Source organism: Rhodococcus jostii NBRC 16295, assembly GCF_001894825.1.
Classification (GTDB): Bacteria; Actinomycetota; Actinomycetes; order Mycobacteriales; family Mycobacteriaceae; genus Rhodococcus_F; species Rhodococcus_F jostii.
In genome coordinates, this window is sequence record NZ_BCWY01000127.1 from 1 (window position 1) to 20,513 (window position 20,513).

At 60.4% G+C, this 20,513-nt stretch carries 16 protein-coding genes and 2 pseudogenes; 6 read left to right on the forward strand and 12 right to left on the reverse strand.

Annotated elements, in window-relative coordinates; translation table 11 throughout:
* Positions 1 to 98 precede the first annotated feature (98 nt).
* The 7 genes and pseudogenes from RJ1_RS49130 to RJ1_RS40960 form a co-directional block, all read right to left on the reverse strand.
* A pseudogene (locus RJ1_RS49130) lies at positions 99 to 170 on the reverse strand (dUTPase); the annotation flags it as partial.
* Between the two features lie 58 nt (positions 171 to 228).
* Positions 229 to 818: pseudogene (locus tag RJ1_RS40935) on the reverse strand (ATPase).
* Positions 815 to 1,198, reverse strand: coding sequence for a TA system antitoxin ParD family protein (locus tag RJ1_RS40940; protein ID WP_073369600.1), 384 nt, complete (start codon positions 1,196 to 1,198; stop codon positions 815 to 817). The pseudogene RJ1_RS40935 and the gene RJ1_RS40940 overlap by 4 nt, the downstream one beginning before the upstream one ends.
* A 661-nt stretch (positions 1,199 to 1,859) precedes the next feature.
* Entirely contained in the window at positions 1,860 to 2,360 is a 501-nt protein-coding gene (locus tag RJ1_RS40945) for a hypothetical protein (RefSeq protein WP_073369602.1), read from the reverse strand.
* A gap of 188 nt (positions 2,361 to 2,548) precedes the next feature.
* Positions 2,549 to 3,820, reverse strand: coding sequence for an MFS transporter (locus tag RJ1_RS40950; RefSeq protein WP_255284954.1), 1,272 nt, complete (start codon positions 3,818 to 3,820; stop codon positions 2,549 to 2,551).
* A 688-nt stretch (positions 3,821 to 4,508) separates the two neighbouring features.
* Positions 4,509 to 5,090, reverse strand: coding sequence for an NAD-dependent epimerase/dehydratase family protein (locus tag RJ1_RS40955; protein WP_073369603.1), 582 nt, complete (start codon positions 5,088 to 5,090; stop codon positions 4,509 to 4,511).
* A gap of 513 nt (positions 5,091 to 5,603) precedes the next feature.
* Positions 5,604 to 6,089 carry a carboxymuconolactone decarboxylase family protein gene (locus RJ1_RS40960; protein ID WP_073369605.1) on the reverse strand — a complete coding sequence of 162 codons (486 nt, stop codon included), beginning with the start codon at positions 6,087 to 6,089 and terminating at the stop codon, positions 5,604 to 5,606.
* Between the two features lie 47 nt (positions 6,090 to 6,136).
* On the opposite strand from RJ1_RS40960, the gene pdxR reads away from it, so the two are divergent.
* A complete protein-coding gene (pdxR, locus tag RJ1_RS40965; RefSeq protein WP_073369607.1) occupies positions 6,137 to 7,561 on the forward strand; it encodes a MocR-like pyridoxine biosynthesis transcription factor PdxR in 1,425 nt (474 codons plus the stop codon).
* A 165-nt stretch (positions 7,562 to 7,726) separates the two neighbouring features.
* On the opposite strand, the gene RJ1_RS40970 is transcribed toward pdxR, so the two are convergent.
* Complete coding sequence (locus RJ1_RS40970) at positions 7,727 to 8,266, reverse strand: LOG family protein (RefSeq protein WP_073369609.1); 540 nt, start codon at positions 8,264 to 8,266, stop codon at positions 7,727 to 7,729.
* 892 nt (positions 8,267 to 9,158) lie between these two features.
* Here RJ1_RS40970 and RJ1_RS40975 point away from each other — a divergent pair.
* Positions 9,159 to 9,713, forward strand: a complete 555-nt coding sequence (locus RJ1_RS40975) for a YceI family protein (RefSeq protein ID WP_073369610.1) — start codon at positions 9,159 to 9,161, stop codon at positions 9,711 to 9,713.
* A gap of 414 nt (positions 9,714 to 10,127) precedes the next feature.
* Complete coding sequence (locus RJ1_RS40980; protein WP_073369612.1) at positions 10,128 to 11,399, forward strand: LuxR C-terminal-related transcriptional regulator; 1,272 nt, start codon at positions 10,128 to 10,130, stop codon at positions 11,397 to 11,399.
* Between the two features lie 347 nt (positions 11,400 to 11,746).
* Here the strand turns inward: RJ1_RS40980 and RJ1_RS40985 are convergent, their stop codons facing one another.
* The 4 genes from RJ1_RS40985 to RJ1_RS41000 all read right to left on the reverse strand — a co-directional run bounded on the left by RJ1_RS40985 (position 11,747) and on the right by RJ1_RS41000 (position 16,805).
* Positions 11,747 to 13,042: a cytochrome P450 gene (locus RJ1_RS40985; RefSeq protein WP_073369614.1), complete on the reverse strand. Its 1,296-nt coding sequence runs from the start codon at positions 13,040 to 13,042 to the stop codon at positions 11,747 to 11,749.
* Positions 13,043 to 13,100: 58 nt separating this feature from the next.
* The gene (locus RJ1_RS40990; RefSeq protein WP_073369616.1) at positions 13,101 to 14,030 is read right to left on the reverse strand and encodes a PDR/VanB family oxidoreductase; all 930 of its coding nucleotides are present in this window, start codon (positions 14,028 to 14,030) and stop codon (positions 13,101 to 13,103) included.
* A 989-nt stretch (positions 14,031 to 15,019) separates the two neighbouring features.
* Positions 15,020 to 15,559, reverse strand: a complete 540-nt coding sequence (locus RJ1_RS40995; RefSeq protein ID WP_162850405.1) for an HtaA domain-containing protein — start codon at positions 15,557 to 15,559, stop codon at positions 15,020 to 15,022.
* A gap of 289 nt (positions 15,560 to 15,848) precedes the next feature.
* On the reverse strand, positions 15,849 to 16,805 hold the full coding sequence (locus RJ1_RS41000; RefSeq protein ID WP_073369620.1) for an AraC-like ligand-binding domain-containing protein: 957 nt from the start codon (positions 16,803 to 16,805) through the stop codon (positions 15,849 to 15,851).
* A 199-nt stretch (positions 16,806 to 17,004) separates the two neighbouring features.
* Here RJ1_RS41000 and RJ1_RS41005 point away from each other — a divergent pair, with 199 nt between their 5' ends.
* The 3 genes from RJ1_RS41005 to RJ1_RS41015 all read left to right on the forward strand — a co-directional run bounded on the left by RJ1_RS41005 (position 17,005) and on the right by RJ1_RS41015 (position 20,496).
* The gene (locus RJ1_RS41005) at positions 17,005 to 18,639 is read left to right on the forward strand and encodes an FAD-dependent monooxygenase (protein ID WP_073369621.1); all 1,635 of its coding nucleotides are present in this window, start codon (positions 17,005 to 17,007) and stop codon (positions 18,637 to 18,639) included.
* 83 nt (positions 18,640 to 18,722) lie between these two features.
* Complete coding sequence (locus RJ1_RS41010) at positions 18,723 to 19,676, forward strand: VOC family protein (RefSeq protein ID WP_073369623.1); 954 nt, start codon at positions 18,723 to 18,725, stop codon at positions 19,674 to 19,676.
* A gap of 202 nt (positions 19,677 to 19,878) precedes the next feature.
* A complete protein-coding gene (locus tag RJ1_RS41015; protein ID WP_073369625.1) occupies positions 19,879 to 20,496 on the forward strand; it encodes an alpha/beta hydrolase in 618 nt (205 codons plus the stop codon).
* Positions 20,497 to 20,513 lie beyond the last annotated feature (17 nt).

The window sequence follows — 20,513 nt, forward strand, 5'->3', positions numbered from 1 at the left end:
CGGAACGTCGGCTGCCAGCCCGATGGTGAGACACCGGGCTGGCGGTCAGTGACACTACGGTGGTGATGACTCCGGTCAGTAGGTGACCTCACGAGGGGTGCGGTGAGCTGTTCGAGGGAGGTGTCCGTCTCGTCGGAGTCGGTGACTTTCGGTGCGTCGTGGTCGGTGGCCGTGCCTGTTGGTTCCTCATGTTCTGGGTGTTCGGATCCGCCAGGCTGTTTACCGCACCTATGGGTGCTCGCCGCGGCTGGTGTGCGATGTCAGTTCTACGGGTGTCCACGCGGGCCAGGTGGCTTCGCCGACGAGGTGTCCGTCGGTGAACTGGGCGACGATGCGCGGGCCGTTGCTCGAGCTGTTGTCGTACACGGTTACGTGATCACAACGTGGGAATGCCTGGGCGACGAGACCCCACAATCTGTGGTATCGCTGGCGGATCTTGTCTTCGGGCACATCGTGTCCGCCGGCTCGCACCCGGTAGCGCACACGCTGGACCGCTAGTTCCTCGGGAATCATCACCACATGTAAGACGACGGTGTAGTCGTGTGTGCGTGCTTCGTTGATCAGCTCCAGCTTCGACGGATGGGAGAATACCGTCTCGGCGATGAACGATTTCCCCAGGGTCAGCAGGTGTGATCGGGTCTTCGCGGCGATCTCCCGGCCTTGTAGGCGTGTGGAGCCGGATTCGCAGGCCATCGTTGTGTGGCGATTTCGTCGGCATTGACGAGCGGGCTGGCCGGCAGCAGGGGGGCGAGGGTGAGGGCCACGAAGGTGGATTTGCCGGCGCCGTTGCAGCCGACTACCAGGTCGAGTCGTTTCATTCGGGCAGGACTGTGCGCGTGCCGTCGGGACGGTACTCGATGATCTGACCGTCCTCGGACAGCGCGACCGTGGTGATTCCCTGGGCCGCGAGCGTAGCGCCGTAGTCGGTGGTGGCCAGTTGTTCCTCGATCGCCGCGTTGATCTCGGCGTTGAACACTGTGCCTTCTTCGGGTCCGAGTTCACCGATCGGCAACTGGCCGGCTAGAGCGTCTTCTACTCGGCGCCGGGCCGCGGTCTGCCGGCTCGATACCGCACGGCCCACTCGGGCCCAGTGTTCGAGTTGTTGGCGTCCGGTGCGGTGTTGCCGTTCTCCCTCGGCCATGGCGCTGGCCACCAGGTCGGCTGCCAGGCGGGTGACCTTGTCTCCAGTGCTGTGCATCACTTCACTCCCCGGTGTTGTAGCTAGTTGCTACAAGTGTAGCTGATAGCTACAGGTGCTGTCGGGTTGCTGTTGTCGGAAGCTCCGCCCGAATTCCGCCGACGATCGTCGGTCCTCCTTCGAGGCCACGCCGCCGGGTGCGGTGAAGGTCCCCCTAAACGACAAAAAGCCGCCCCCAACTGGCCATTGAGGTCAGTCCGGAGGCGGTTTAACGTGGAGGGTGCGGGCCGTATCCCGTCGGGTCGAGACTTGGCATTCCGGGATACGACCCGCTGGTTTTTGCTGAATCCTGCCTCCGCTGCGAGCCGTGTAGCTGAGCCGCTCTCGAACCATCCCTGAGCGCGGTGCTCCACGCATGGTTCGAGGGCGCAAGGGAAACTGGCCGAGACTCGCCAAGTCGCCTTACCGCGAAGTGGTCGTCCCGGGGTAGGTGGGACTCACGGCGGGGGGGGTGGGTGATGCACCGTGCATCACGGTGGGCGGCGACCTGGCCGACGATTCTTCTGGTTCGGGCGCTGTTCTGCTGACTGATCAGAGGGACAGGTCGGTCCGTCTGATCGCCGGTTCCGGTGGAGCGAGACGGGAAGGCATGCGATGGGACTGAGGGTGCGCGAAGTCGGGGTCTGGGTTTGCCGTCATGCGTCTCGGTCCGGCGGTCCCACTAGGGAGAGCGTGCGGTCAGCATGCGGGACTTGATTTCCGGGGTGCTGGTGCAGACCATGCTGAAGGCGGCTTCCCGGACCATTCTCTCGGTGGGTTCACCGCGTTGGACGGATCGGCCCCCGGCGGCGGTAGCGCAGAAGGTGGCGGCGGTGACGGCGAATTGGCTGGCGTGGGCGCGGGCGTCATAGATGTCACCGTCGCCTGTGGCCGCGTTGTTGAGGGTTTGTCGGATTGTGGTGGGTGTTTCCCACAGCTGTGGCGAGGGGTGTCCGATGCGGTCGGCTCCGGTCAGGCATGCGCGTGCTGCGCCGAGGTCGAGGGAGCCGTCGAGCCGGAGATTCAACCGGTGGGCCGTGCTGAGTCCGCCCGGATGTGGATAACTGCGGTGGCGAGACGTGGTGGCCGTTGAGGTCAGTTCGGTGTTGTTGGATGCGTCGGCGTCGGCCAGTGGGATTCGGTATCGACCGGTCGCTGTCCGCCGACGGGGCGCGGCTCTCATTGTTGCCGTGCGTCCTCGCGGGCACACCTGGTTGAGTGGGGGAATTACCTGGGCGACCGGCGGGTACCTAAACGCGCCTTGTCGGAGTCGTGGGTCTGACTCGGAGAGTTTGACGAGAGCGGGTTGAGTGCTGATGCCAGGCTCGCCATCCTCAGTGATGTCCGTCCATGCTGAAGGCATTCGATCAGTCATCGAATCCCAGTAGGCGGTGTCGCGGGTACGGGCTGTATATCGTCTCGCTCCGCCATACTTGCGCCATCCGATCGGGGATCCGAGCTCGCAGCAGATCCGATGGCGTTTCGCGTGTTTCGCCCGAGTAGCTGCTGCGCTCCGAGGCTGATGAGCGCTAGGAGTATGGTTCCCGCGCTGTACCAGACGACGGTTGGCGCCAGGCCGTGTGCGTCTGCCAGTTCTCCGGCGATGATAATGGGCACGCCGAACGCGATGTAGGAGACGACGTAGATTGCGGCGACGACCCCCGCACGCTGATGCTCTACCGCGAGCGGGAGGATGAGGCGCAGTGATGCGGTGAAGGATGCACCGAATCCGACGCCGGCAATGGCCTGTCCGCTGATCATGATTGCTAGGCTTCCGGTAAGTGCGCCATCTATAATGCCGATGGCCCCGATGAGGGACGCGTAGATGCCAAGGGTCATTGCGCGCCGGGGGTCGAGTCTGGCGAACACCAGTCCTATGACAGCCGATGTTGCCGGCGAGACGAATCCGGATAGGCCGTTGAACAGCCCGCTGTCCAAATGGAAGACGCTGCGAACCATGCTCGGGGCGAGCCCGCCTGAGAGGCCTGCCAGCATCCAGATTGAGGCGATCACGGGCGCTGCCGCGGCGAACTCCCTTCGGGCAGCGAACGGGATCGCGACGCTGGGGATGAGTGAGCGGAGTGCGCCGGGGGTGCGGGACACGCTCTCCGGTGACAGGACGATGACGACGATCCCGAGGATCGTGATGATGGCGAGGGCGATGAAGATGATCGAGTTCGCCGTTGTCGTGAGCTGGATCGCGAGGCCAGCAAGCAAGGATCCGAGACCGAGACCGCCAGTTAGGCCGACGCTTCCGAGGATCGTGCCCAGTCGCTTCCGGTTCGGAGGGGCGAGCTCGATGAGCGCCGCGGTGAAAGCAGTCGTTGCCGCGCCGGTGGCAACGCCCTGGACGATTCGGCCGGTGACCACCCATCCGATATCGGGGGCGAGTAAGAACATGACGTTCGACACGAGCTGAAGGATGAGGGCTCCGACCAGAACGGGGCGTCGGCCGACATGGTCCGAGAGGGACCCCAGCGTGAGGATGGCGGCGAGGAAGCCAATCGCGTAGACAGCGAACGCCAATGTCAGAAGCGCTGCGGGAAAGTTCCATTGCTCTTTGTAGAGCACCAGTAGCGGGGTCAATGCGCCGGCCGCTAGATACAAGCTTGTGAACGTGATCGCGCAACCCGTCAACGCCAAGCCGGCGGGTAAAATGTGGCGAGGCAGATGTGAAGGCGTCGCCTCAATAGGTGCTTGGAATGGTGACATTGAGGACCTTCCGGAGCGGGCCAGCCGCGAAGGCGTGGTCGTCGAAGAGTGATTGCTGTATGAAAGGGCGTATGAGAGGTCAGCAGTTATGCTGGTCACCGCTTTGTCGCGAAAGCGCATGTTCGAGGTCCCGTATTTCCGACCCGATGTGCGGTGCGATGACGACCGGCCCGGCGGCACCTTATTCCGTCAGGTGCAGCAGACCGCCCTCTTCGGCTTGTAAGGATTGTTCCCCTATTGCATGAGTGCGGATACGGCGGGCAGCAGATATCTGATCTTGTCGGTCAGAAGGTTGTCGTCGGGATTCTGCTCGCTGGGTCCGTATCTAAATGATTGATGAGCAAGCAGATTTCGGTGAGCGACTCGAGTCATACATACGGCCAGGATGGGTTTGGGCAATTGTTGACAGAGGCATCCAATCTCTTTGGGCTAGAGGAGGAGTGACTTCGTGTCGATCTTGAACAACTGGGGTCGACGAAATCCCTGCCATTGCGGTGAAGCAGTTTTCCAGCCGCCATGGAGATCTCTCGGCCAGAGCATATTTCGTATCTGTTCGTGCTGCGTCTCCTTGTCAGCCGGATTCTCGACGACCCAAACGGCTTCCGAAGCGCGGTCGCACTCAGTCTGTGATTACGACGATGCCTGTAGGTTCGCTCAGTGCATCCACTGTTCGATCGGCAGCGCAGTCAATGTGAATCCGAGGTTCCTCGGGTTGTTGTTGCTCGTTATAGGTGCCGGGCCCGTAGAATTGTCCATAGCGCAACACCACGCCGCCCTGGTCGAGCACCGAACGCTCGAGGTCTGCGACAGCTAGGGCATCAGGTCCGTCGGGTAGTTGCCAGGCGACGCTTTGAGCCAGGATTTTCGGTGATCCGCTCCGCCGCGAGGCCTCTACCAGGTTACGCGTTCCCTCGGTTCGGATGCGCGCGTTCAGGTCTGTGAGCTTGCTGATCTGCGTCGCGTCGTCCGGTAGATCGGTCAGTTCGCTCAGTATTACGTCTGGTGCGAAGTGGTGAACAGCCTGGAAGAGTTCCTCCCGGTCGAAGACGTCACACAGGATCGGTTCGGCGCCAAGGTGCTCGAGCACCTCGGTTTTGCTCGGCGAGCGGGTCATGCCGCCGACTGTGTGTCCGGCCTGAATTAAACGCGGTATCAGACGCTGCCCGATAACGCCGGATGCGCCTGCAAGAAAAATCCTCATGATTACACCTGACTGTGTTGCCTGGACGTCAAATTATGACTTGACTATTCGGTGGAACGAGCACTCCGTCTGAGGCTCCTTCGTTCAATTCTCCAGGGTGTGTGGATCCAACCCTGTCAGTAATGAAGACCGAATAGGGGCCGGGTCTGTGACACCGACGCGCGGGCGTCGAGCCCAGCGCATGCTCCCTCGGATCTTCGACTCGCCGCCGTCGACGAACAACTCGCTGCCAGTGATGAACGCCGCCTACTCACAGGCGAGAACAACACCGCATCGGCGAGTTCGGAGGGTCTGCCCGGTCGGCCAAGGGAACATGACTCGTCTCTTGCGCGAGCAGAGCCGAAACCTCTCGCGATGAGTTACTGGAGGCGGCCTGCCGGCCCGGCGAGGCCAGGAGAATCGGTGGGCCCTGGAACAGGCATGTTGACTCGTATGCCCAGTGCGGCAAGTTCGATTGTCCACATGCGGGTGAGCGGGCGACGTGCAGGTTCGAGAGGAACCCCGACCACGTGCTTAGTGGCCTGGGACCATTCGGGTGGACACGCCGAAGCGGTTCCATGTGTTGATCGTCGCGATGGCGACGATGAGTCGGGCGAGTTCGGTCTCGTCGAATTCGTCTGCGGCCTTTGCATACACCTCGTCTGGAACGAATCCGTCTGTGAGGACGGTGATTGCCTCGGTCAGTTCGATCGCCGCGATTTCCTTTGCTGTGTAGTAGTGCTTCGACTCGGTCCATGCGTTGAGCTGGATTATCCGCTCCGCCGACTCGCCGGCAGCCAGCGCATCCTTACTGTGCATGTCCAGGCAGAATGCGCAGTGGTTGATCTGGGAGGCGCGGATCTTGACCAGGTTGAGCAATGTCGGATCGACGCCCTGCCTGGCGGCCGTGTCGAGACGGAGCATGGCTTTGTACGCCTCGGGGGCGAGCTGTGCCCAGTCCAGGCGTGGTGCGTGCTCTGGGAGGAGTTCCTTGCTTTGTTCGGTGTGGTTCGTTGTCATACGCGCAACGCTACGCGCCGAGTGGTACCGGAGTAGGGTCCATTTCTATGTCAAAATCTCGTACCAATTGTGGGGCCGGAGTGCAGGTCGGATTCGGTGCTGACCTGCATCTGGACTTGAAGGGATCCGGGCTGCGCGCTGGGTTGACGGACGCCCTGCGGGAGGCTGTGCGCGAGGGACGTCTGGTGCCTGGTACTCGGCTGCCGGCGTCCCGTTCGCTCGCTGCCGATCTTGGTATCTCACGAAACACCGTGACCGAGTCTTACGCCGAGCTGGTAGCCGAGGGTTGGCTCACCGCGCAGCAGGGTTCCGGGACATGGGTGGCGATGCGGGCCGCGCCGCGCACGGCCCGTACGAAGCCGACGCAGCGTCGTGCGACCTACGGGCTGCTACCGGGCTCCCCGGATCTTACGGACTTTCCGCGCCTGCAGTGGCTCACCGCGGCCCGCCGCGCACTGACGGTGGCACCGCACGACGCATTCGGCTACGGAGATGCCCTCGGCCGGGTCGAGCTGCGCGTCGCCTTGGCGGAGTACCTGGCGCGGGCCCGTGGGGTGTACGCCGAGCCGGAGCGGATCGTCATCTGTTCCGGTTTCCACCACGGTCTGACACTGATGGCACAGACACTCAGAGCGAGGCGAGTGCAGGTAGTGGCCGTCGAGTCGTACGGCCTCGACCTCTATCGAGACCTACTCACTAGTGCAGGTCTGCGTACCCCGCCCCTCTCTGTCGATGAATATGGAGCCCGTACAGACGAGTTAGCACGATTGCGCGGAGTTGGTGCGGTTCTGCTGACACCGGCGCATCAGTATCCGACGGGGGTCGCGCTGAGCCCGGGCCGACGCACGGCGGCTATTGACTGGGCGCGCACCACCGGCGCATTGATCCTGGAGGACGACTACGACGGGGAGTTCCGATACGACCGTCAGCCGGTCGGTGCCCTGCAAGGCCTCGACCCCGAGCGGGTCGTGTACTTCGGCTCGGTGAGTAAGTCGCTGGCGCCGGGGCTGCGGCTCGGGTGGATGGTGTTGCCGAGGGACGTCGTTCCGGAGATCAGGACAGCCAAGGGGCACGGAGACTACATGTCGAGTGCGCTCGAGCAGTTGACGCTCGCCGAGTTCATCGCGTCGGGCGCGTATGACCGTCATGTTCGCGCGATGCGGGTGCGCTACCGGCGCCGCCGTGACCAACTCGTCGAGGCCTTGGCTACTCGGGCACCCGATGTTCGTGTGACCGGCATGGCCGCAGGCCTGCAGGCGGTCCTCGAACTCCCGCGCGGGACTGAACACTCAGTCGTCCAGGCGGCGGCCGAGCAGGGCCTGGCGATCAGCGGCATCGCGCAGTTCCGCTACGAAGCGGAGGATTCCGGCTGGCAATTACCCGAGCAGGATGCGCTGGTGGTCAACTACGCGGCTCCCTCGGACAGTGCATGGGCGGGCGCACTGGACGCACTGTGCAAGGTGATGCCCTAGACGGAATCCCCGTAGGCCTGATGTTGGTCGGAAGCTGCGCACAGATGGGTTCGCGCCATTCGGGGTGATGTCCAAGTAGGGGCGCTCTCCCTTTCGGCGTTGTCCTTGTCGTGGTCCTGGATGGCGCGAAGCGCCCTAGACCACGGTCAGGCTGGCAGGTTGTCTTTACCGGGTCTCGCCGTACTCCGCCAGGTGGGCGAGTGCGTCTGCGCCGTCGTTGGCTCGGAAGATCAGGGTCGCTAGGGGGACCGGCAGGAACCCTTCCTCCTCCATCCGTTGGAGTTGGAGTATCAGCCCATCGTAGAAGCCCGCCGTGTTCAGGAGCACCACTGGTTTGTCGAGCAGTCCGTGCTTCCTCAACTCCAGGAGTTCAGTGGCCTCGTCCAGCGTGCCCATGCCGCCGACCATCACCACGAACGCATCCGCTCTGGCGAGCAACAGTGCCTTGCGTTCGGCGAGATCCTTGGCGATCACCATCTCGTCGGCGTCCTGCCGGGCGAACTGCCGGAGAAAGTCGACCGAGACCCCGACGAGTCGCCCTCCTGACTGTTGTACTCCGTCCGCGACAACTTTCATCAGGCCGGTATCGGATCCTCCCCATACGAGGGTGTGGCCGCTCTTGCCGATAAGTTCTGCGAACTCGGCGGCAGGCTGTATGTAGCGCTCGTCGAGGTCGGCAGAGGAAAGGAAGACGCAAATGTTCATGATCGAACTATAGATTCAGACAAGAGCTTGATGCTGAAGTCGTAAGTGCGGCAATAGCGGAGGGAACGATCGGCGCTGCGACCGAGCCGAGACCACGTGGTATCGGGTGTGAGGGTCGCGACCGTATCACCGCAGGACTGGTTGGGGCGGACGACCTGACGGTGCCGATCATCCTGAGGTTGCGGAGCCCATATTCTGCACAGGTGGTCGCGCGCGCCGTCCAATCGTTCTGTACCCGCGGGTGATGACGCTTACCGCCAGTGGCACCTTGAGATTGAGGACCCTGATGGATGACGGGGAGTTTCGCGTCAGGTGCTGACGATCGTCGTGGGATCTCGAGTATGGAACGGACGTAGGGTCTGTGCCTGCGGCGTTGAGTGGCCCAGCTGAAATCGTCACGATGATCGAGCGCCCCATGCCAGCTGGGGTGTGCAGTCATCGGGCCGCTTTAGCCTGGCCCTGGCTGTCAGGCGATCCCGTCTCGTCTCGCGGGTACGTCGGGCTCTGACCTTCGCACTCTTGGAGTGCAGGTGGATAGTCACGACGTCGACGTTAAGTTCCTCGGCCCCGCGCTGGGCTGGACTGATGGTCGGTTGGGCTGACTCGCGCCGCCGACTGCAGTTTTTTGCGGCTCGATTCGAACAGATGGGAGAGCAGTACCACTGACAACCATGGCGGGAGACGTCAGTGTTAAACGGACTCGAATTCTTCGGTGTTCGAACACGCAAGAGAAGGCGTGGCACCTCCAACTCGCGGGAGTTCGGCGCGAGAGTCGCGGTACAGCAACGCAAGTGCTCGTTGACTCAACCCGCGTGCTCAACTATCGTAGTAGTTGAGCGTTCAATTATATTGGGACGAACGCGATATCCAAGTCCGTTCTCCGAGGAGTCTCATGACCACCGCCACCGCCAGCCTGCCCAACCTCACCGCCGGAACTTGGACCATCGACTCGGTCCACTCCACCGTCGGCTTCTCCGTCCGCCACCTGATGGTCAGCAAGGTCCGCGGCACGTTCAACGACTTCACCGGCGCGATCACCGTCGCCGAGGACGGCACCGCCACCGTCACCGCCGACATCCAGGTCGCGTCCATCGACACCAAGAACACCGACCGCGACGCCCACATCAAGTCGGCCGATTTCTTCGACGCCGATCAGTACCCCACCGCCACCTTCACCTCCACCGCCGTCCGCGCCAAGGGCGACGACTACGTGGTCGAGGGCGAATTCACCCTCCACGGTGTCACCCGCCCCGTCGAGCTCGCCCTCGAATTCGGCGGCGTCAACCCCGGCATGGGCAACGGACCGGTCGCCGGCTTCGAAGCCACCACCGTCCTCAACCGCAAGGACTTCGGCATCACCATCGACATGCCCCTCGAAGGCGGCGGAGCCGTCGTCGGCGACAAGATCACCATCACCCTCGAGATCGAGGCCGGCCTCCAGGCGTAGTTCTTCTCTGGCGGAGGGTGGGCGGTGCGGGGCTGGCCGCCCACCCTCTCGCGCGCGGTGCAGGGCTGTGGCCTGACCTGCGCCTTTGACGCAGAAACGGGGTGGCTGGGTATGGAGTGATCACCAGTGCCTCGGCAACGATTGGAGGGTGAGGTATATCACAGTCGCCTCAGCCCCGGAGGTCAATATCGAGCGATAAGATTGAAGATTGAATCACTGAGAGGCGTGGTAGAGGCGACGCCAGGTTCAAGCAGCCTCGCTACTAGCACGTGGATCATCGGTCCGGATCGCCTTCGCTGCAGGGCAATTCGCGGTGTTCGATGTCGCAAGCCGCCGTATGTAGATAGGGCTTCGACATCGTTGCGGAAGGATGGCCCAACCCCTCGGGCGGACGCGAAGAAGGTAGCGACTGTCATGCGAGACCGAGCAAAGCCCTTTCCGGTCGATTTGATCGACGGACTATCCACGGTGCTCTATCGTTCCCCACTTGATATCGCGAACTCGTTTTCGTCGCTGTTAAAACCAATCATTTCGCACAGCGCCTTGGTGATCTTCACCAAGGATTGCCCGCTCCAGCCGCTGAAGAGGACTGGAGATCCATCGATCGTCGACAGAGTCGAAATTGCCGAGCTGGAAAAGATCGGACAGCTCGTGATGGCGACCGGTGCCCCGGCCTGGGACGCAACTTCAGTGATTGGCCACGAAAATCATCGAGTTGCGGCGATATTTGCGGCGACCGATGCTCTCCTTGTCCTCGTCGATCCCGTCGAAACAGCCCCTGCAACAATATCAATGGACACAAAAAGGCGTCTCGTGCCGGCCTTATGGGAGCTTGTCGCCATTAGTATCCGCCAGCAAGTTGCAACGGCACCGCTTGACCATCTGCGTGACTCGCGAATGGCGAATATTGAGCGCTCGAGGTTAGTAGCAGAACTGACGGATGCACATTCGACCACTTTGGAGCTGATCCTGACGGTGTTGCGTTCCCGCGACACGACGGATTCGATTGCTCGCCAGTCTGCTCGGGATATTGCTTCAGCAGCGATGGTGCAGTTGAGGTCAGTTTCCGATCGTGACCGCAGCCTCTCCGAGGAGCCAGTGGCGCGTGCCTTCGAACGGCTTCGAAGAGACCTGCGTCCGCTCACTCAATTCGGTGATCTCGATGTTCAGTTCGTCGAACCTCCCATCGACGGACGTGCGCTGCCCGGAGAAATAGCACATGCAGGCCGTGCAATCGTTCGTAGTGCAGTGCTGACTCTTGCCGAGCAAGATGGAGTTGGGCGCGTGCGGATTCAATGGGATTGTGACGGATCCAATTTGCTCATCGGCATTCGGGATGACGGTCCCGGCGACTTGACTTCCGAGACACAGAGCGTGCATAAACTCGCGGCTCGTGTTGACGCGCTCGCCGGCAAACTTACGGTCAGTGGGACACCTGGCTGGGGCTCGAATATCGACGTGAGACTGCCACTCGATATGCCGGCAGCTTTCCAAGGAATTCAGCCGGAGTGGGGACTAACCAATCGTGAGCGTGATGTTATGAAGTTGGTGGCGGAAGGTGCCCGCAACCGGGCTATTGCCGCCGCCCTGACTATCAGTGAGCACACTGTAAAATTTCATGTAGCGAATGTTCTGCGAAAGGTCGGTGCAACCAACCGCGCCGAACTAGCAGCTGTTCTTCGTTAAGTCGAACCTCGACACATCAATAGGTGCCGTCGCGATGGTGCGCGGTCGCCATACCCACCCCGGTGTCGGAGAATTGTCGTCCTTGAGGTGCATCAGCACATCGGTTGGAAGCGGACCGCAATCCGAGTCGAGCGGCGGAGATCCACGGTCTGATTCGCCACCGTCGGATCCGATCCAATCATCGATGTTGCGCGGACCGCGGAGGCTACCGGGGTCTTCGATGCCGTCGTTCGTTCGAGGTAGGTATCGCACCGCGTGCAGCCGTAGTACGTGCTGGTCGTCGCCGACAACCAGCACGTACATCAGGCGACGCTGAGCGACGTCACGGTTCAACCGCTACCCTCACCTCAGCTACTGAGATTCCCGGATGTGTCCCAGCTGACGTGGAGGGCTTCCGGGCCGCGGAATGAGGTATTGGGCAGGTACCTGAGGACTTGATCGTCGAGCTGCATATGTGGCAGGCGACGAGTCAGCTCTTCGAGGAAGACTCTCATCTCCAGCCGAGCAAGGTGATTGCCCAGACAGGTATGACTCCCACTTCCGAACGCGATATGAGAGGCCACGTTGTCACGGTCAATATCGAAGACCTCTGGCTGATCGAACACATCGGTGTCGTAGTGTGCTGACGCGATGACAGTGAGAATCTTCGATCCTGCCGGAATGGTTACACCGCTGACCTCGGTATCTACTTTGGCAAGTCTGCGCCAAGCGGTGACAGAACTGCTGTGGCGCAGACATTCTTCGATCGCGGCGGGAATTAGTGCCGGATCCTCACATAGCCGTTGCCACTGTTCTCGATTCCTCAATAGCGTCACGACGGCGTTGGCAGTCGCGTTGGTAGTCGTCTCGTGAGCGGCGGCCGTTCCGCCCATGACGATCGTCTGCAACCATGAATCCGTGAAGATGTCTGGATGCTCGCGTTGCAGCTTGATAGTGTGGCCGAGCCACCCAGGTGGATCCTGAAGCTCCTTCAGCTTTGCGATGACTCGTCCGCCCATTTCCCAGAACTGGCCCATGTGATCCGCGGCACGAACCTGATCATCGTGATCGGGCTGGCCCCACCCAAACTCTGTCAGGGATGTTGCCAGCTTTCTTACGGTGTCGACGTCCTCCTCTGGAATTCCGAGGAACTGAAGAGCGACGAGGCATGGAACGTCCCACAAGAGATCTGCTATCAAGTCAGCATGACCAGATTCGACAAACCGATCGATGTGTTCAGTGATGGTCGCTCGGATGTAGCCCTCTAATTGATTCACGTTTTCGGGCATGAAAACGGGTGCGTTGAGCCGTCGAATCTTTCGGTGAAGAGGAGGGTCCGCATCGACGAGTGCCGCGATCGGTGCGAATTGGTATTCTTGCAGTTTTTCAATCGCTTCGCTTGAAAGGGGAGTAAGCGGTGCGAGTGTGTTGGCCGCGGAGTAGGAATTGAAATCGTTGTGGATGCTCTTCACATCTTCGTACCGAGTGACGACCCAATAGTCAGAGTCTGGATTATAGAAAGCCGGTTCTTTTTTTCGCGCCCACTCGAGGGATGCGCCAGGGTTGTCTTGAAAGTCTCCGCGAAAGAACGAGAATGCTCTGGCTTCGTCCGATACACGTGGATCGGAATTCGGCTGTTTATCGGCGGTGCTTGTCGAGCTCATTGAATTTCCATTCCTATGGCTTTTCGTAGCTGGGTTCTTATTTGGACAGGTCCGATAGCTACATCTCTAAGATCAAGCTATTGCCAGCTGCGCGGCTGACGCAGATCATCATCGTCTCGTTTGCTTCTCTTTCCTCTCGGCTGAGGATGGTGTCCCGATGATCGGCCTTCCCCCCGAGGATGGTTGTTTCGCAGGTCCCACAGGTGCCCTCTGAACACGAAAAGGATGCAGGGATCCCTAATGCACGCGCGGTCTCAAGGATGGTCGTGCCGGACTTGACAATCGCGGTTACCGCAGACGAGGAGAATTCGACTTCAAATGACCGGTCACAGGTTACCGAACCCGTTGGATTTGCGGAGAATCGTTCCGTATGCAGATTTGATGCGAGGCCGCGAGAGTCTGCGGCGTCTTCGAGATCACGCATCAATGATTCCGGTCCACAGACGTAGACCGCGGTGTCAGCTTCGATGGTTTCGAGAAGGCTCGAGATGTCCGCCAGCTGGTCCTGATCGTTTGGGTGAACCGAAACATTGTTCGGGAAAGCGGCTTTAAGGGATTCGGCGAATGCCATCGTGCTCAGGCTTCGGCCCAGGTAGACCAGGGACCACGTGGCCTCACGTTCGTCGGTCTGTTCTATCATTGGGAGCATAGGCGTTATGCCGATGCCGCCGGCTATGAATAGGTACTTCGAGGCGTTGACGAGCTCGAAGTGGTTCCGAGGTCCGGTCACAGTGACGAGGTCGCCAGCCGAGAGGCGATTGTGAATGAAGTTTGAACCCCCGCGCCCATCATGCAGTTGGCGGACGCAGATCTCCCACTGAGATCGGTCGGTCACGCCTCCACATAGGGAGTACTGGCGAACCACATCATTCGCCAGTTTCAGATCGATATGGGCTCCGGGCGACCATTCGGGCAACTCCTCCCCATCCGGGTGCACGAGCGTCAGGCGAGTCACACCGGTTGCTATGACCGTCTTCGCGCTGATCATGAGAGAGAGCGTGCACTCGTCGTTGCGGCGTGCGCCAGACGCTGCACTGGGGGACTTGCGCGGAGGGGACATCTCCTCTACTAGGTTTGTCATCCTGATCCTTCGGGGGTTGGAATCTGTTGTTATGGAGGGGTTCCCTCGTGCGGGGTGGATCTGTTCGCGATGGGTACGAGAACCACCGTTCACGCCGAGGGCTGGAATGCGAAGGTCGACAATGCAGGTCCATCAGTAGTTGTTGAATGGGATACCGCAATGCGCATGGTGACCTGTCGCTCCGGTGCTGGGAGGTGTTGCGTGCGGGGGTTGGCCCTGGCGATCCGTATTTTCGTTCGAAGTTGTCCGTCGATGCGACAAAGGCAGGCCACAGGTTGCACTCTCGCCGTGGCGACCGTGGCGGCAGTCAGTCGGCGCAAGTTCGATCGTGCGACGCTTCGCGCTTAGACGGGCAACGGATGCAGACTGCGCGGTTCACAATGCGAACACCGACTTGGTGAGGGACCTTCTCTAGTGGTCTGAGATCAACTTCTTCATGAGAATCAATGTCCCATCTCGCAGCACGGGAAGCGGCTGATCGATCTAGCAGGATTGTCCTGCTCGTTTGGCTAGGTTCCGGGGATAGGTGGGCACGAAATCCCTATCAGGGTGTCTAGTTCGCGGTTTCGTGAGTGTTTCGGTGGGGTCGGGCCATCGCCATGATGATGGACGACGGCAGATCGTCGACGAGTGGGCTGACCACTGCAGACGCGCGGGACGGTCAGGCAGTTGTCGGATGCCAGTGCCATCGCAGGCGTCCTAGGGTGCTGCCGCGCGGATCAGTCCCTGCGATCTCACCGGAAGGGTGGATGTAGTTAGTGGTGCCGGCCGTGCCGTCGTCGGAGTGTCGACTGGTTGCATGCTTCCGACATTTACCCGGGGCATACGCGGGGTGGTACGTGGCAGTGCTTGGTGCAGCGATATGCGGACAGCTGCAGGCCCGCAGGTGAGCTTTCTCATTTCGCGGGGATGGCTAGGTTCATGCGAATATCCATGGATCCGAAGGGTTCGCCGACTGGGTAGACATCATTGAAGACGTGAACTGCACCGGAGGCGAGGTGAGTTGGTGCGGTTGTCCATGAAACCGTGTCGCCGATGACGACGGCGTCGACTTTGCATAGTGTGACAAGTGGGATCCTACGGTGGGTGTCCGGATAGCCTTCCGCATCCACGATACTCATGATGGTGCTGTCCGCGCCGAAGGTGACCCAGGGATCGGCAATCAGTACGAACAACATCCCATGGTGTGCGGAGAAGCGGACCTGACCGCGGAACTTCAACGTCCCGAGGCCGGTACTGCGGTTGAAGGCCGAGGAGTCTGCGAGTTCGAAGTAGAAGTCTCCGGTCGATGTAGTTCCAGCTCCGCCGTTGACCAAGGTCTGCGCCCCAGGAGTTCGGGCCAGGTAGCTCAGGAAGCTGGATTTGAGTCGCCAGACCAGACCTGTCGTCAATCGCTCGCTCGAGGGCCCTGGGCCGCTATGAATGCGTTTTGTCATTGAGTTTCTCCATCTGTGTGGGTTCTCCCTGTCACTGCTTCGGGGACCTGCCGCGGCTCCGCTCGGCGCGGTGTCCGGGCGGCGTCCCGCGCCGTCAGAATCAGCGAGGTGGATCGATCGCACGGTCCGTGGTTTCCACCGGGTAGGCAATCGCATCTGGCGTCAGGTCAAGCAACGGAACGGCGAAACCGTCTGCCTGGATGGTGCTTAGGCCTGCGTACTCGATCGACTCGGAGGCTCCGGCGCGGGACTGGAGAGTACTAGGTTCAGGGCAGGGAACGGTGCATCGTTAGTCTTCGCTCGCCTGGCTGCGGTACTCGCCGGGAGTCACACCGAACGTCGCTTTGAAGGCCTTACCGAAGTGTGAAGGGGTCTTGAACCCCCACCGTAGCCCGATCGCGGCTACTGGAACGGACCTCATGGTTGGGTTCAAGAGATCGCGCCGGCACTGTTCGAGTCGGCGATGGTGAATCCAACCGGCAACGGTAAGTCCGGCGGCGCTGAATATGGTGTGGACTCGTCGAAGCGAAGTGAAGTGAGCGGCGGCGACCCTGGCAGGGGTTAGATCAGGATCAGAAAGTTGAGCGTCGATGTAGTCCTGCATTTGCTCGAGGGCGATATCGCTACTTCGGCGGAGCCGCGTTACGTGAATCTGACTCTGAAAAAGAGTGGATACGATACCAATAGCATTGTGTGCGAATAGGTGTCGACTTCTGCTGGGAATGCTGTCAGCGATTTGATCGAAGGTTCTCAGGACCGCTCCTGCGGCTGGCGTGATCCCTTCGGTTGCTGCGAGTCGGACTGCGGTCAGCTCCGACATGCGCTCTCGCGGAACGTCCAGGAGGCGTTGAGGGAATTTCACACACAGACTGCGGTAGTTGTCGCTGCTGAGGACGGATGTAGGGGCCGTGGTGTCGAAGAGCGTGATGTCACCCGGATGAACCGTGGCTGTGCGTTCGGACTGGGTGAACTCACCGACACCCTCGATCTGGAGACACAATAGGTAGTCGGGTCGTTCACCTGCCTGGATGCTGTCCGGTCCGCGGTGCGCAACGTGGCCCTCCGTCGACATCGCAATGAACTCGATGCCGCCGATTCTGCGTGTGCGTATTGAACCGCGGAATGCTGCAGGCTCGGCGGCATCGACGTGGAACTCCATGAAGGACCTGCTCAGGAGGGTTCGCCAGTCATGGATGTGGTGGACAGTGGTGGCACTGCCTGCGGATGATGTGTGACCTGTTGGCATCTGTGATTCCTCTTCAGAACACCGCCCCGAACCGGGTGGCCGGTTCAACTGTGCACGGATGGGACGGACTTGTGCATCCTACGCCGATGTGAGGCAGGCAACACCGAATGTACTTTTCTGGGGCATCCCGATCCGGGTAGTCGGGACTCGCCTCCTACGACGGCGTGCGAGGGCCCAGAGGGAAGAAGAAGAGGTAGCAATGACTGACAACGAGGTCCCGGTTCTGATCGTCGGCGGCAGCCTGGTCGGCATGACGACCGCCTGTCTTCTCGGTCATCACGGGATTCCATCGCTGGTGGTAGAGCGCCACCGGGGCAGTGCAATCCATCCGCGTGCCGCGCTTATCTTGCAGCGCTCCATGGAGATCTACCGAGGCATAGGGTTGGAAGAGAAGATTGAGACGAGATCGCGTGAGCAGTTCGATCAGGATGCCGCGATCATGTCTGTAGAAAGCCTAGCGGGCGAAGAGATCGCCTGGCACCTTCCCAGACTGAACGATGGGGTTCGGGACCTAAGCCCATCGGAGCGGCTCTTCGCCTCACAGATTGCGATCGAACCGGTCCTCGGGGAGCGGGCCCGCGAACTTGGTGCAGAAACGCGGTTTGGCACGGAGCTTGTAGGTTTCGAGCAGGACGATGACGGCGTCGTCGCGGTGGTGCGGGATCGGGACACTGATGCACAGTCCAGCGTACGTGCACGATATATGGTCGCGTCTGACGGTGCGCGCAGTTGGGTTCGCGAGCAGTTGGGAATCGGGCAGGCCGGCCGAGGCGCTTTCTCAAATAGTGTGACTATCTACTTTCACGCCGATGTGAAGCCGCTGATGCGGGGCCGCAATCTAGGTGTAATCACGGTCGTCAACGACACACTTCAGGGCTTCTTTCGGATCCAGAAACCGTACGAATCAGGGTTTCTTGCCGTCCATGGACTCGGCGACCCGAAGCATCCGAACAGTGATGTGTCGCAGAACTTGACGGAAGAGCGTTGCGTCGAACTTGTGCGCGCCGCACTCGGTGTACCGGATTTGCCCGTGACGATCGATGATGTGATGCATTGGCAGGCGCGGGCCGACGTGTCCGACAGCTACAGGAAGGGGCGTGTCTTCCTAGTCGGCGACGCTGCGCACGTGATGCCGCCCTATGGTGGCTACGGTGGCAATACTGGCATACACGACGCTCACAACCTGGCATGGAAGCTTGCTGCCGTAATCAATGGCTGCGCCGATCCCGAGCTGCTTTCTACCTACGAGGTGGAACGAAAGCCAGTAGCGCAGTTTACGGTCGAGCAGGCATATGCCCGCTACGTAACGCGCGCAGCACCGTTCTTGGCAACTAAGGGAATAGAAAAGCTGGTAGACGACGCACACATTGATCTGGGGTATCGGTACCGGTCCTCGGCAGTGGTCAGCGGCTCAAACGGGGATTTTTTGATTCAAAGCGACCCGCGCGAAACCGCGGGACTGCCTGGAACTCGTGCCCCACACCAGCTGATCGCGCGCGACGGACAAGAGTGCTCGATACTCGACTTGTTCGGGAGAAATGCTGTTCTTCTCACCGGAAGCAGCGGGACACGGTGGACGATCCCCGCACGCAGGATGTCGCAGAAGCTTGGGATACGACTCGATCTTCATGTGATCGACGGTACCGAGACGGGCCCCGATGTTGGGGAGCAGTTCACCGCCCTCTACGGAATTACTGAATCGGGGGCCGTGCTTGTACGACCGGATGGATTTGTGTGCTGGCGCGCACAGACTGACAACGATGCATCCGATCAATCGATCGAATCGGCCCTGCTGTCCTTGTTGGGACGAACGCTGAAACCGGCCGTCCTATAAAAGCTACTGAACCGTGTTCGGATTCAGTGAATTCCCCACCCGCAGAGAATCAGGGATTTTCCCACCTACACGAGGAGAATGAGATGGCATTCGTAAAAGGTTCCCACCACGTGACCCTGTCCGTCGGCCACGCACAGGAGGACGTGGACTTCCATGTCAAGACATTGGGCATGCAATTCATCAAGCGAACGGTCTTGTTCGACGGTTCGATTCCGATCTACCACCTCTACTACGGCAATGCGAATGGGGACCCGTCCTCCGTGGTTACCACCTTTCCCTGGGCACAGGCAGGTTTGGTCGGAGAACCCGGTACGAACCAGGCACGAGAAGTTCTGCTATCTGTTCCGGAAGGATCGTTGGACTTCTGGCACCAACGATTGACCGAGCACAAGGTTGTGGTTGAGAACGTAGAGGTTCTCGACCGGCGTCGTCTTGCCTTCCGGCACCCGTCCGGTATCGAGTACGTCTTCGTCAGCAACGACAATGACCCGCGCGAAGGCCACCCTGGTTACGGGGTGCCGGCGGAATATGCCATTCATGGTATTCATGGCGTCGGTATCCACGTCACCACACCTGAGCGCATGGTCGATTTCGCGCAGAACACCTTCTACTCTCAGGGGAAGATCCGTGAGGACGGTGACCGGGCGATATTCCAGGTCGGCGATGAGAGCTTCGGCAATCATATTGAGCTGATCGGCAATCGGAAGGATGATCAGGGCACATGGAGGTACGGTGCCGGCACCTATCATCACTTCGCGTGGAACCTGGACAACCTGAAGAACCAGGACGAAATCAAGTTCGAGATCGAGGGAGCGGGCTACACCGATATCAGCGAGTTGAAGGACCGCAAGTACTTCAAGTCGGTGTACGTCAGAACACCAGGCGGTGCCTTGTTCGAACTCGCCGTCACTCACGCGGACGGAGGCTGGGACTGTGACGAGTCCCCCCAAGAGCTCGGCACCAAGTTCCAACTGCCGCCGCAGTTCGAGCACCGTCGCACTGAGCTTCTCGGTCAGCTCGAAGAGATCGACATCTGATCTCTGTATCGGACGGGTATCCGGGGGAGTGCCGCCGACATGACGGTGGCACTCCCCGCTCGAGATCAACACTGAGGGAAGAGAAATGTTGCAAAACGAGAACCCACACCTATGTCGGGAGACAACTGTGTGGGGGAACGACACCCACTCTGCCCGAGCTGCCGTGCTTGCGGTCCATGGCCGTGGACAAACTCCAGAGTATATGCGAGAGCAGTCCACAAGGTTGAAGTCATCGGGTCTTCGCTTCTACGCTCCTTCGGCGTACGAGAACAGCTGGTATCCACATCCGTTCCTCGGACCGCTGGTGAACAACCAACCAGCACTGGCGAATGCTATCGAGGCACTCCGTAAACAGGTCGCAGCAATCGAAGCGGAAGGATTCTCGACGGGACGGATCGTATTGTGGGGGTTCTCTCAGGGTGCGTGTCTACTTTCCCAGTTTCTCCTGACGGAACCGACGCCGTACGCCGCGGCGATCCTTTTCACGGGAGGCTATTTGGGGCAAGGCGATGCGGTGGTCCCAACTGATGAGCCCCTGAAGGGTGTGCCCATCCTCATGCGCAGCATCGAAGACGACCCCTGGGTGCCTCGGTGGAGGGTGGAGCAGACCGCACGAGCCTTCCTGGCATCGGGAGCCGACGTCGATCTCCGGATTGATCCAGGTAGCGAGCACATCATAACGGAGCAATCGATGACCGATGCCTCGCGGATCCTCGACCAACTGCCAAAACGGCCGGAATCGTCTGGCATGAAGGCCGACTCAACCAACCGACATGGCAAGCTGACGATGAACCTAGAGGGGGACCACCCGTGTCTGTAGACTTTGATCATGAGACA